Source organism: Rhodococcus phenolicus, assembly GCF_001646785.1.
In the GTDB taxonomy this organism is placed as follows: Bacteria; Actinomycetota; Actinomycetes; order Mycobacteriales; family Mycobacteriaceae; genus Rhodococcus; species Rhodococcus phenolicus.
On record NZ_LRRH01000020.1, the window covers coordinates 133285 to 145717 of the forward strand.

8 protein-coding genes and 1 pseudogene are annotated in these 12433 nt (G+C 67.0%); 6 read left to right on the forward strand and 3 right to left on the reverse strand.

All coding sequences use genetic code 11. The features are described 5' to 3' along the window. Nucleotides 1-290 precede the first annotated feature (290 nt). The 3 genes from A8G15_RS07430 to A8G15_RS07440 are packed head-to-tail and all read left to right on the forward strand — an operon-like array spanning nucleotide 291 to nucleotide 6245. Nucleotides 291-2084 carry a thiamine pyrophosphate-requiring protein gene (locus A8G15_RS07430; protein WP_068157407.1) on the forward strand — a complete coding sequence of 598 codons (1794 nt, stop codon included), beginning with the start codon at nucleotides 291-293 and terminating at the stop codon, nucleotides 2082-2084. Between the two features lie 16 nt (nucleotides 2085-2100). Then, the gene (locus A8G15_RS07435; protein WP_068157317.1) at nucleotides 2101-3207 is read left to right on the forward strand and encodes an enolase C-terminal domain-like protein; all 1107 of its coding nucleotides are present in this window, start codon (nucleotides 2101-2103) and stop codon (nucleotides 3205-3207) included. An 11-nt stretch (nucleotides 3208-3218) separates the two neighbouring features. Further along, nucleotides 3219-6245 carry an FAD-binding and (Fe-S)-binding domain-containing protein gene (locus tag A8G15_RS07440; RefSeq protein WP_082899711.1) on the forward strand — a complete coding sequence of 1009 codons (3027 nt, stop codon included), beginning with the start codon at nucleotides 3219-3221 and terminating at the stop codon, nucleotides 6243-6245. Between the two features lie 390 nt (nucleotides 6246-6635). Here A8G15_RS07440 and A8G15_RS07445 read toward each other — a convergent pair whose 3' ends face one another. Next, nucleotides 6636-6938 (reverse strand): molybdopterin-dependent oxidoreductase, encoded by a 303-nt coding sequence (locus tag A8G15_RS07445; RefSeq protein WP_068157321.1) that lies wholly within the window; start codon nucleotides 6936-6938, stop codon nucleotides 6636-6638. 40 nt (nucleotides 6939-6978) lie between these two features. On the opposite strand from A8G15_RS07445, the gene A8G15_RS29725 reads away from it, so the two are divergent. Beyond that, the gene (locus tag A8G15_RS29725) at nucleotides 6979-7107 is read left to right on the forward strand and encodes a YegP family protein (protein ID WP_082899712.1); all 129 of its coding nucleotides are present in this window, start codon (nucleotides 6979-6981) and stop codon (nucleotides 7105-7107) included. Between the two features lie 148 nt (nucleotides 7108-7255). On the opposite strand, the gene A8G15_RS07450 is transcribed toward A8G15_RS29725, so the two are convergent. Then, the gene (locus A8G15_RS07450) at nucleotides 7256-7765 is read right to left on the reverse strand and encodes a MarR family winged helix-turn-helix transcriptional regulator (protein ID WP_068157329.1); all 510 of its coding nucleotides are present in this window, start codon (nucleotides 7763-7765) and stop codon (nucleotides 7256-7258) included. A 106-nt stretch (nucleotides 7766-7871) separates the two neighbouring features. Here A8G15_RS07450 and A8G15_RS07455 point away from each other — a divergent pair, with 106 nt between their 5' ends. Beyond that, complete coding sequence (locus A8G15_RS07455) at nucleotides 7872-10340, forward strand: molybdopterin oxidoreductase family protein (RefSeq protein WP_068157339.1); 2469 nt, start codon at nucleotides 7872-7874, stop codon at nucleotides 10338-10340. After that, entirely contained in the window at nucleotides 10337-10825 is a 489-nt protein-coding gene (locus tag A8G15_RS07460) for a hypothetical protein (protein ID WP_068157350.1), read from the forward strand. The genes A8G15_RS07455 and A8G15_RS07460 overlap by 4 nt, the downstream gene beginning before the upstream one ends. Before the next feature lie 125 nt (nucleotides 10826-10950). Here the strand turns inward: A8G15_RS07460 and A8G15_RS07465 are convergent. After that, nucleotides 10951-12172 (reverse strand): annotated as a pseudogene (locus tag A8G15_RS07465) (IS110 family RNA-guided transposase). Nucleotides 12173-12433: the final 261 nt, after the last annotated feature.

Below are 12433 nucleotides of genomic sequence, written 5' to 3' on the forward strand. Positions count from 1 at the left end.
ACTGTCCTGTCTCGGGTTCCCGATGGCCGGACACTCAAACCACGAACTCCGAATGATCAGGAAGATCACGACACTCGAGCCACGCGGACAAGACCGCCGAAATACACCGATCTTTCCCTCAGCCCTTGCGCTATCGCAACCTTTGCGCGTAGAGATGGAAGGAGACAGCCCGCTGAACTTTTCGGATATCCGGGCATGGAGCCCGAACGATGTCCCCTCGCCGACCCGGCAGCCCCGAGACCCGGACGTTCACGGGCCGGCCCGTCACCATCTGCGAGGAGGGCCTTCCGATGCCCAGTCAGAACGTGGCCGACTACCTACTCGCGCGATTGCGCACGTGGGGGATCGAGCATGTCTTCGGGTACGCCGGGGACGGGATCAACGGCATCCTCGCCGCCTGGACACGCGCGGACGATCCGCCCCGGTTCATCCAGGCCCGGCACGAGGAGATGAGTGCGTTCGAGGCGACCGGCTACGCGAAGTTCAGCGGCGGGGTCGGCGTGTGCATCGCCACCTCGGGGCCCGGTGCGGTGCATCTGCTCAACGGCCTTTACGACGCCAAACTCGACCACGTGCCCGTCGTGGCGATCGTCGGACAGACCAACCGCACCGCCATGGGCGGCTCCTACCAGCAGGAGGTGGATCTGCTCGGCCTGTACAAGGACGTCGCCGGCGACTACGTGCAGATGGTCACCGTTCCCGAACAACTGCCCAATGTTCTCGACCGCGCGATCCGGATCGCGCTGACCCAGCGCGCCCCCACCGCCGTGATCATTCCTGCGGACGTGCAGGAACTCGACTACACCCCGCCCACGCACGAATTCAAGATGGTGCCCTCGAGCGTGGGGATCGACTGGCCCACCATCACCCCGGACGATCGGGCGGTCGTGCGGGCGGCGGAGATCCTCAATGCCGGCAGCAAGGTGGCCTTGCTGGTCGGTCAGGGCGCCCGCGGTGCGCACGAGGAGATCGAGCAGGTCGCCGACCTGCTCGCCGCCGGCGTCGCCAAAGCCCTGCTGGGTAAGGATGTGCTTTCCGACGAGTTGCCGTGGGTCACCGGATCCATCGGCCTCCTCGGCACCCGCCCGTCGTACGAGATGATGTCCGGTTGCGACACCCTGCTGACCATCGGATCGAGCTTTCCGTACACCCAGTTCCTGCCCGGTTACGACCAGGCCCACGCCGTGCAGATCGACATCGACGGCCGGATGATCGGGATGCGCTACCCCAACGCGGTCAACCTGGTCGCCGACGCGAAAACGGCGCTGCGGGCCCTGATCCCGCACCTGAACCGCAAGACCGACCGGTCCTGGCGGGACACGATCGAGGCGAACGTGACCCGATGGTGGGAAACAATGCAGATGCAAGCGCAGGTGGACGCGGATCCGGTCAACCCGCAGCGACTGTTCGCCGAACTGTCCCCTCGTCTGCCCGACGATGTGATCGTCACCGCCGACTCCGGCTCAGCGGCGAACTGGTATGCCCGTCAACTACGGTTCCGCGGTCACATCCGGGGCTCCCTCTCGGGCACCCTGGCCACCATGGGCCCCGGTGTTCCGTACGGGATCGGCGCCAAGTTCGCCCACTCCGCCCGCCCGGTGATCGTCTTCGCCGGGGACGGGGCCATGCAGATGAACGGACTCGCGGAACTGATCACCGTCAAGCGCTACTGGCAACAGTGGGACGACCCGCGACTGATCATCGCGATCCTGCACAACAACGACCTCAACCAGGTCACCTGGGAGATGCGAGCCATGGCCGGATCTCCCAAATTCGTGGATTCCCAAACGCTTCCGGATGTCGACTATGGGGCTTTCGCTGCCGGTCTGGGTCTGGCGGCACACACCGTCACCGACCCCGGCGAAATCGCCGGTGTCTGGGACGAGGCTCTGGCGGCGGATCGGCCCACCGTCTTGGATGTCCATACCGACCCCGACATGCCCCCGATCCCCCCGCATGCGACGTGGGATCAGTTCACCTCCGCTGCTGCTGCCGTCCTGGGCGGTGACGAAGACTCCTGGGGCTTCATCAAAACCGGGATCAAGACCAAGGCGCAGGAATTCCTGCCGCACCACCGCGACTGAGCGCTGGACGACGCTCATGATCGACACCCCGGTCACCGCAGTCACGGCGGCCGCCTACACCATCCCCACCGACACCGCCGAGGCCGACGGCACCCTGGCCTGGCAGTCCACCACCCTGGTGCTGGTGCAGGTGTCCGCCGGCCGGCAGGTCGGGACCGGGTGGACCTACGCCCCGGCCGCGGCCGCGGCGGTGGTCGCCGGGATCCTCGCCGACCTGGTCACCGGCGCCGACCCGGTAGACGTGCCCGGTCTGCACGAGAACATGGTCCGGGCGATCCGCAACGCCGGCCGACCCGGGATCGCCGGATGCGCCCTGTCCGCGGTCGATCTCGCCCTGTGGGACCTCAAAGCCCGGCTGTGGGGAGTGCCGCTGCATCGGTTGCTCGGCGCCCCGGCCGCGGTCGAGGTGCCGGTGTACGGGTCCGGAGGCTTCACCACCTACCGCCGCCGTCAACTCGAGGCGCAACTGTCCGGCTGGGTGCAGGAGCAGTCCATCCCGCGGGTGAAGATCAAGATCGGCCAGGGGTGGGGCACCCGCACCGACCGGGACCTCGACCGGATCCGGCAGGCTCGCCGCATCATCGGGGAGGACACCGAACTGTACGTCGACGCCAACGGCGCCTACGGGCGCAAACAAGCGGTCCGGCTGGCTGCGGAGTCCGCCGAGGAGAACGTGGTCTGGTTCGAAGAGCCCGTCTCCTCCGACGACCTCGACGGACTTTCCCGGATCCGGCAGGTTGTGCGCCCGGATGTGACCGCCGGTGAATACGGGTACGACCTGGCCTACTTCGAGCGGATGTGCACCGCGGGGGCGGTGGACTGTCTGCAGGCCGACATCACCCGCTGCGGCGGCATCACCGACTGGCTCAAGGTCGCCGCCGTCGCCGCCGCCCACAACCTGGAGATCTCCGGGCACTGCGCCCCGCACGCGCATGCCCACGCCGCCGCTACGATCCCGAACCTGCGACACCTGGAGTGGTTCCACGACCACGTCCGGATCGAACAGCGGTTCTTCGACGGTGCGTTCGATCCCACCGGCGGCAGCGTGCGACCCGACCCGCACGCGCCGGGACACGGACTGACACTGCGGGCCCCGGACATCGCCCCGTTCCAGGTCGCCTGAAGGAGGCTGTCGTGACCGTCGACCACACCCGTACCACCCCGCTGTTCCGAGCCCTCGAGCAACGTCTGCGCGACACGGTTCTTGGCGAGGTACGGTTCGATCCGGGTTCCCGGGCCGCGTACTCCACCGACGCCTCCAACTATCGGCAGGTTCCGATCGGGGTGGTGATCCCCCGCACCCCGGACGACGCCGAAGCCGCGGTCGCGGTGTGCCGGGAGCACGACGTGCCGGTCCTCTCCCGTGGCGGCGCGACCAGCCTGGCCGGGCAGTGCTGCAACACCGCGGTGGTGATCGATTGGACCAAATACTGCACCCGGATCGAATCGTTGGATATCGAGGCCGGCGCCCTGGTGGTGCAACCCGGCATCGCCCTCGACCGCCTCAACGACCACCTAGCCAAGTGGGGATGGATGGTCGGGCCGAAACCGTCCACGCACGTCTCGTGCACGATCGGGGGGATGATCGGCAACAACTCCTGTGGCTCGACCGCGCAGGCTTACGGGAAGATGGCCGATTCGGTCCGCCGCCTGGAGATCCTCACCTACGACGGGCACCGGATGTGGGTGCAGCAGACCCCCGACACCGACGTCGACCGGATCGTCGCCGACGGTGGCCGGGCCGGGGAAATCTATGCCGCGCTGCGGGAACTGCGCGACCGCTACGCCGACGACATCCGGGCGCGGTATCCCGATATTCCCCGACGGGTGTCCGGGTACAACCTCGACCAGTTGTTGCCCGAGAACAATTTTCACGTCGCCCGCCTGCTCGTCGGCTCGGAAAGCACCCTGGTCACCGTGCTGCGGGCGGAACTGTCCCTGGTGCGGGTTCCGGCCGCGAACTCGTTGGTCCTGCTCGGGTTCGACGACATCTGCGCCGCCGCCGACGCCGTCCCCCGGATCCTGGAACATTCTCCGGCCGCCCTCGAAGGGATCGATCACCGGTTGGTCCAGCTCGAGCACAGCCAGCACCTCGCCGCCGCGGCCCTACGGGAACTACCCGACGGCAGCGCGTGGTTGATGGTGCAATTCAACGGCGACAGCAAAGACGCCGCCGATCGCACAGCCCGGGCCATGATCGAGGACCTCCGCTCGGTCACCCCGCACGCGAAACTCCTCGACGATCCCGACCACGAGAAGCAGGTGTGGGCCGCCCGCGAGGCCGGTCTCGGCGCCACCGCCTATCCGCCGAACGACCCGGAAACCCACGAGGGCTGGGAGGACGCTGCCGTCCCCCCGGCCCGGCTCGGAGACTATCTGCGCGACTTCCGGGAATTGCTGACCACCTACGGTTACGGAACCGCCTCCCTGTACGGGCATTTCGGCCACGGTTGCGTACACACCCGCATCCCGTTCGACCTACGCACCGCCGAGGGCATAGCGAAGTACCGGTCCTTCGCAATCGAATCCGCCCACCTGGTCGTCGACTACGGCGGGTCGCTGTCCGGGGAGCACGGTGATGGGCAATCCCGCGCCGAGCTGCTGCCGATCATGTTCGGCGCGAACATCGTGACCGCCTTCGAGACCCTCAAATCCGTGTTCGACCCCGGCGATCGGATGAATCCCGGCAAGATCGTCCACCCCTACCGCCTCGACGACAACCTGCGGCAAGGAGTGCACTACCTGCCGCTCGAACCGGCCACCGTCTTCGCCTACCCCGACGATCAGCACCGGTTCAGCCGGGCCGCGGCCCGCTGCGTCGGCGTCGGCAAGTGCCGCGGCCACGAATCGGGGGTGATGTGCCCGTCCTACCGGGCCACCGGCGAGGAGGAACACTCCACCCGGGGCCGGGCCCGGCTGTTGTTCGAGATGCTCCAGGGCGATGTCATCACCGACGGCTGGAGATCGACCGCTGTGCGCGACGCCCTCGATCTGTGCCTGGCCTGCAAAGGATGCCTGTCCGACTGCCCCGTGAACGTCGACATGGCCACCTACAAGGCCGAATTCCTCTCCCACCACTACCGGCATCGACTGCGCCCCCCGGCGCACTACTCGATGGGCTGGCTCCCGATGTGGGCGCGCCTGGCCTCCGCCGCCCCGGCACTGGTCAACACCCTCACCCACAACCCCGCACTGGCCGGGCCAATCAAGATTGCCGGTGGTGTCGACCGGCGCCGCCCCCTTCCCCGATTCGCCCGGCAACGATTCACCGACTGGTGGGCGCATCGCGCACCCCACCCCGCGCCCCGGGGCCGGGGAACCGTGCTGTTGTGGCCGGACACCTTCACCAACAACTTCGATCCCCACATCGCGAAGGACGCCGTCACAGTCCTCGAGGCTGCCGACTTCACCGTAGAGGTCCCCGAGCAGACCGTGTGCTGCGGGCTGACCTGGATCTCCACCGGCCAACTCGCCACCGCACAGAACGTGCTGACCCGCACCCTGCAGGTGCTGGCGCCGGCGCTGCGAACCGGCACCCCCGTGGTGGTCCTCGAACCGAGCTGCGCCGCCGTGTTCCGCTCCGACCTGCCGAAACTGCTGAACGGCAACGAGGACGCGCGGCGCCTCGCCGCCCAGACCTACACTCTCGGGGAATTTCTGCAACACAAGGCCGCCGGCTGGACGCCCCCGCAGCTCGAGAAGATCTCCGCGATCATCCAGCCGCACTGTCATCAACACGCCGTCCTCGATCCCGGCGCCGACGAGAAGTCCCTGGAGGCCGCGGGCGTGGACACCACGGTCCTCGACGCGGGCTGCTGCGGACTCGCCGGGAACTTCGGTTTCGAACGTGGCCACTACGATGTTTCCGTCGCGTGCGCCGAGGACACTCTCCTGCCCGCCATCCGCAGCAAAGCCACCGATACTTTGGTGGTCGCCGACGGTTTCAGTTGCCGCACCCAGATTCGCGACCTCACCGACGACGCTGCGCCGCTGCACGCCGCGCAGGTCCTCGCCGCCGCGATCGGCGGCACTCCGCTTGCCGCGCAGCGGCCCGAAAGTCCGCCGCGACGAATGTGGGTGCCCCACCGCCGCACCATGTGGGCCGCCGTGCCCGTCTTCGCCGCGACCGCAGCGGTCGCGGCCCACCGCATCCGGCGGTAGGCACCACCCACAGAGCCCACCGCACGATGAGCCGTCCACCGGCGTCGGCCTCGCAATCGACGAACGGACGGTGCTGCCTGCAGCAGCAGACACGGTTCGGAACGGTGCCTGCACCCGGAGGCGACGGCCGGGCGGGACCGGTCCAGCGGTCACTGCCGCGTGGTGCTGTGTCGGCAGGGGGGCAGGCGTACCCGGAGATCGACAGTATCGCCCCGCTGACCCGCGAGCAGCCGCAGTAGCGCTTGCAGGCGCGTCGATCGGACCAGCCGTACAGACTGGACTGCCGACTGCCGTGAGTATCCGACGCTCGATGGCCGCCCTGGTGGACCGGTGGGTCATCGCCGTCGCGTTCCGAGCCGGGACGACGTGCCCGATTCCCGGGCTCGCCGGTCAGATCGCCGCCGAATTCGAGTGGTGCAGTTGATCTTCGCGATACCCACCCTGACCCATGCCGATGGAACCGACATCGTTCATGAACTCGATGGCCGTGACCCACTTGACCATCTTGTAGCCGAGTTGGTTCTCCAGCCGGACGCGCAGGGGCGCGCCGTGTTCCACCGGTAGGGGCGCACCATTCATCTCCATCGCCAGCATCGCCTGATCGGCGCGCGCGACATCGAGGGGGACCGACTCGTAGAAGTATCCGTAGCGGCCCTCACCTTCGGTGAGAGGTTCTCGGGGCCGTGGCGACACGCGTCACTTCGGTGGTGTCCAGTCGGCGAACGGCTCTCACGTGGGAGGCGCCATCATCGCGGCCAGTCAGGGCTACACCTCAAAGGTGGCGGCTCGGAACGGGATTGCCTCGGTCAAATCCAACGCTGCCTCAGCTCCCATCGAGGACTTGACCACACAGCACGTGTGAACCCAGAGCGGTTCGCCACCGGTGTCGGCCCCCGATACCGCCGTGAATCGGCGAGCTGTTCAGAACGCGTGGAGGGACGGCTGCCTCGGGGTCAGCAGGTCCGGAGTCGATGCCGCGAAGGTAATCTCGGACCCATCGCGGCATCCGATCACGGGTGGATCGGCCACAACAATGTCAGCGCATCGTCGGTGGCCGGTTCGCCGGCGGCCACGGCAAAGGTGTCGAACGCAGCGGCGAGCCCGTCGCGTTGGGAGGCAGTCAGCCGTTTGAGCACAGCGGCGATGGCGTCACGCCGATGGTCTGTAACCGTCTGTACGAGGGCTGCACCCGACGGCGTCAGCGTCAGGGCGAGTTTGCGGCGGTCCTCCGGAGAATCACGCCGGTCCAGCAATCCTGCCTTGATCAGCTTGTCCACCGCTCTGCTGGCATTGGAGGAATCGACTCCGAGCTCATCCGCCACGACCCCGAGACCGAGCGGACCCCGCGTGCCCACGAGCACCAGAATGCGCAGCTGGGGGATGCTCACGCGATCCTCGACCTCGGCCACGGAGGCCGCTGCGATTCCCACCAATGACCGCGAAGCCCACATCACCGCGTCGACCTGCCGATCGAACTTCTTCGGACGTCGTCGAGGGGAAGACCGGGTCGGGGCATCCATGCCGTTATCCTCCGTCAGTCCGTGCACTTCGGCAACCATTGCACCCGCGCAGGTAATTCACCCCGGGGTGACGTTTGCCCGCTCCTGTCGTGGGTACTGCCAGGCTATGACGTCGACGGATCGCATCGGACATCCCTGGGGCACACGCACCCCGTACGGCCCCGGGGAGGTGTGGCCGACACGGGTCGATTCCTTCCTCGCCGACGGGGTGACCGACAACGACGTCGACCGATGGGTGCAGTCGGCGACGATCCTGCATTCCAACGGCGACGGTCTGGACATCGCGGTCAAGGACGGACGGATCGTCGGGGTGCGTGGACGGGCGGTCGATCGGGTCAACCACGGGCGGCTCGACCCGAAGGATCTGTTCGGCTGGCAGGCCAATCATTCGTCGGACCGGCTCACGAGGCCACTGATCCGGCGCCGTGGCAAACTCGTGGAAACCGATTGGGACACAGCGATGGATGCCGTCGTCGATCGCACCGGACAGTTGCTCGACGAACGCGGGCCGAGTTCGATCGGTTTCTACACCACCGGGCAGTTGTTCCTCGAGGAGTATTACACTCTCGCGCTGATCGGCCACGGTGGCATCGGCACCAACCACATGGACGGCAACACCCGGTTGTGCACGGCGACGGCCGCTGCGGCACTCAAGGAGTCGTTCGCCTGTGATGGGCAGCCGGGCTCCTATACCGACATCGACCACGCCGACGTCATCGCCCTGTACGGACACAACATGGCCGAGACTCAGACGGTGCTGTGGATGCGCATCCTCGATCGGCTCGCCGGGCCGAATCCACCGTCGGTGATCTGTGTGGATCCGCGACAGACGCCGGTGGCGCGGGCGGCGACAGTGCATCTGGCGCCCCGGCCGGGCACGAACGTGATGCTCATGAACGCGTTGCTGCACGAGATCGTGCGCAACGAGTGGATCGACCGAGACTATCTCGAGGCCCACACCGTCGGCTTCGCCGAACTGCAGAGCCAACTCGAACACTATCCGACCGAGAAGGCCGCCGAGGTGTGCGATGTGCCGGTCGCGGATCTGCGTGCCGCCGCCCGCATTCTCGGCACCGCGAAGCGGCTGCTGTCGACGGTGTTGCAGGGTTTCTACCAGTCGCATCAAGCGACCGCGGCTGCGGTACAGGTCAACAACGTTCATCTGGTGCGCGGCATGCTCGGCAAACCGGGCTGCGGGGTGCTGCAGATGAACGGACAGCCCACCGCCCAGAACACCCGCGAATGCGGAGCCGACGGTGACCTGCCGGCATTCCGGAACTGGGCCAACGACGCCCACGTCCAGGATCTGGCCCGGGTGTGGAACATCGACCCGATGCGGATCCCGCACTACACCGCGCCGACCCATCTGATGCAGATGATGCGCTACGTCGAGGACGGCTCGATCCGGTTCCTCTATGTCAACGGCACCAATCCGGCGGTGTCGTTGCCCGAACTCGACCGCATCCGCAAGATCCTCGGGCAGGATCGGCTGTTCCTGGTGGTGCAGGACATCTTCCTGTCCGAGACCGCACAACTGGCCGACGTCGTCCTCCCCGCTGCGACGTGGGGGGAGAAGACCGGAACGTTCACCAATGTCGATCGAACGGTGCATCTGTCGGAGCAAGCGGTCGAGCCGCCGGGGCAGGCCCGGCCCGATCTCGACATCTTCATCGACTACGCCCATCGGCTGGGACTCGAGGACAAGGACGGCGCCCCGCTGGTGAAATGGTCCACCCCGGAGGAGGCCTTCGAGGCGTGGAAGAAGTGCACGGCCGGACGTCCCTGCGATTACACGGGCATCACCTACGACAAGCTGCGCGGCGGCAGCGGCATCCAGTGGCCCTGCAACGATGACCATCCCGACGGCACCGAACGTCTCTACACCGGCGGACGGTTCTGGTCCTCCCCGGACTACTGCGAGAGCTACGGTCGGGACATGGTGACCGGAGCGCCGCTGGAACCGACCGAGTACAAGGCGATGAACCCGTACGGCAAGGCGATCATCAAGGCCGGCGAGTATCTCCCGCTGCACGAGACGGTGACCGACGACTATCCCTACTTCCTCACCACCGGTCGCACCCTGTACCACTTCCACACCCGCACCAAAACCGGACGGGCACCGCAACTGCAGCAGGCCGCGCCCGAAGTGTGGGTGGAGATGTCCGAACACGATGCGCACCGGCACGGCTGGTCCGAAGGGGACCTGCTGCGGATCACCACGCCCCGCGGCCGGGTGGAAGCGAAGCTGCGGATCAGCGGCATCCGTCCCGGCGTGGTGTTCCTGCCGTTCCACTACGGCTACTGGGACACCCCCGCCGGGCACGAACCGGGCGGCGAGGACGGGAGAGCCGCGAACGAACTCACGCTCACCGACTGGGACCCGGCGTCGAAGCAACCGTTGTTCAAAGGCGGCGCTGCCCGCCTCGAGCGAATCCGGGCCGGGGACGGCACCACATCCGCAGCGCCGACGACGACCGCGTCGAAACCGGTCGGCGCAGGGGTGCCCGACACCGTCGGGGGCCCGGACGCGACCGCGGCCGAGCAACTGCCCGATCCTCGTGGAGGTGCGAGGTGAACAAGCTGGCACTGGCGATCCAGGAGCTGCACCGCTCGGAGAACGATCTGGCGGCGGAGTTGCTGCAGGTCTCCGATCGGCACAAGGTCGACCATGAGATTTTCCATGTCGCTCGCGATGTTGCCGGATGGTCGCAACAACACGTACGCGAACTAGCCTGGGTGGGAACGGATTACGGGCTCGATCTCGATGCCGAGCCCGACCGTGACCCGACGATGCTTGCGAAGGTACGGCAGAAGGGCAGCGAGCTGCTCGGCCGGCACCACGCACCGGCATTGTTGTTGCTACGGGACCTACGCGAGCTCCACCGCAAGGCTGCCGGGGTCTCGCTGGACTGGGAGATCCTGGCTCAGACCGCCCAAGCGCTCGGCGACCGGGAACTGCTCGCCGTCACGAAACGCTGCCACCCTCAAACACTGCGGCAATTACGGTGGGCCAACTCCAAACTCAAGGAGATATCTGCTCAGGCCATGGTCACCGATTGAGCGACCGCGACAGGTGCGGGCGAGCACGTCGATCTCTTCGGGGCCGCGGCATCGGCTCGGGTTCACAGTTGTCGACGTACCCCAATCGACGACTCGGAACGTCAGACATCCCTGGATCTCGGATGTCAAGCAGCGATGCTGTGTTGACGGTGCGACCAGGCGGTCGCCTGGTCGTAAACGGTGTGCGTCTTGAGACAGCCGTGGAGGATACCCACGAGCCGGTTGCCGACCTGCCGTAGAGCGGCGTTATGGCCGACATCGCGGGTGCGGAGCTGGTCGTAGTAAGCACGGACCTGCTCGTCGTGCAGAAGCGCACAGGAGGCTTGCGTGTGCAGGGCGTCGACGAGCCGATCGTTGTGTACGTGCCTGGCGGAGACAACGCGCGTTTTCCCGGACGCTCTGGTGATCGGACTGGTCCCGGCGTAGTTCTTGCGTGCCTTCGCACTGACGTAGCGGCCGGGAGCATCCGAAGAACTCGGCGAGCACCCGGGCACCGAGAACGACCCCGAGACCAGGTTGGCTGAGCAGGATCTCAGCGTCCGGGTGCCGGCCAAAATGGGCTTTCACCTCCTTTTCGAGGTTCGTGATCTCGGTGTTCAGCGTCGTCAGGATCGCAACGAGCGACCGGACCGTCGCCGCATACGCCGTGGTCACGGGATCGGGCTGGCCGAGATGCTCGGCGCGCAGTACCTGCTGGATCGCCGCCGCTTTGGTCTCGATGTCACGGCGGCCCTTCAACGCGGCGGTGATCTGCCGGAGAGTGAGGTCGGCTGCCGCGTCCGGGGTCGAGGCCTTGGCCAGTAGGGCAAGCACGGAGGCGGAGGTCAATCCGAGCGGAGTGTAGGCCTCGAGCGCGGCGGGGAAGTAGTCCCGCAACGCCACCCTCAACCGCAGCATGTGGCGGGTGCGTTCCCAGATCAACGTCTGGTGTGCGCGGGCCACGACCTTGACCGCCTCCGCGACCTCGGAGTCGGCGGCGACCTCCCGCAACTGATGACGGCGGGTACGGACCATGTCGGCGAGGGCGTGCGCGTCACCCTTGTCGCTCTTGGCGCCGGAACTGCCGAGGATTTCCCGGTGCCGCGCAGCCTGTTTCGGGTCGACACCGAACACGGTGTAGCCGGCCGCGAGCAGGGCTTGTACCCACGGTCCGCGGTCGGTTTCGATGCACACCAGCACGTCGGAGAACTCGGTGTCGTCGTCGGCGAACCGTCCGACGAGTTCACCGAATCCGCAGATTCCCGCTATCCCTTCCGGGAGTCGTTCGCGCCGCAGCACACGGCCGTGTTCGTCCTGGACCTCCACGTCGTGGTGGTCTTCGGCCCAGTCGTCTCCGATGTACAACAACTCCGCACCTCCTCGGCTCGTCGAGCGTTCGGCGGTAACCTGCAGGAAGTCGGTTCGCGGACTAATGGTCGAGTGCTCACGACCGTGGCCGGGCACGACATCCCATCAGCGATGCAGACCTCCTGGTGCGCCGGTGGAGGCACGGTCTGACGTCAGGACTCGGCACTCGGTCCGGTCGAGAAGAGTGCTCATCCACCAGCGGTTACCAGGTGCCCAAGTCTGCCGGACGGCCAGGCTTGGTACCTCCCATTAGTCGAGGAG

What these genes read in the sequence shown, in the direction of transcription:
- A8G15_RS07430 (WP_068157407.1), top strand. Translation starts at nt 291, where the DNA reads ATGCCCAGTCAGAACGTGGCCGACTACCTACTCGCGCGATTGCGCACG.
- A8G15_RS07435 (WP_068157317.1), top strand. Translation starts at nt 2,101, where the DNA reads ATGATCGACACCCCGGTCACCGCAGTCACGGCGGCCGCCTACACCATC.
- A8G15_RS07450 (WP_068157329.1), bottom strand. Translation starts at nt 7,765, where the DNA reads ATGGATGCCCCGACCCGGTCTTCCCCTCGACGACGTCCGAAGAAGTTC.
- A8G15_RS07455 (WP_068157339.1), top strand. Translation starts at nt 7,872, where the DNA reads ATGACGTCGACGGATCGCATCGGACATCCCTGGGGCACACGCACCCCG.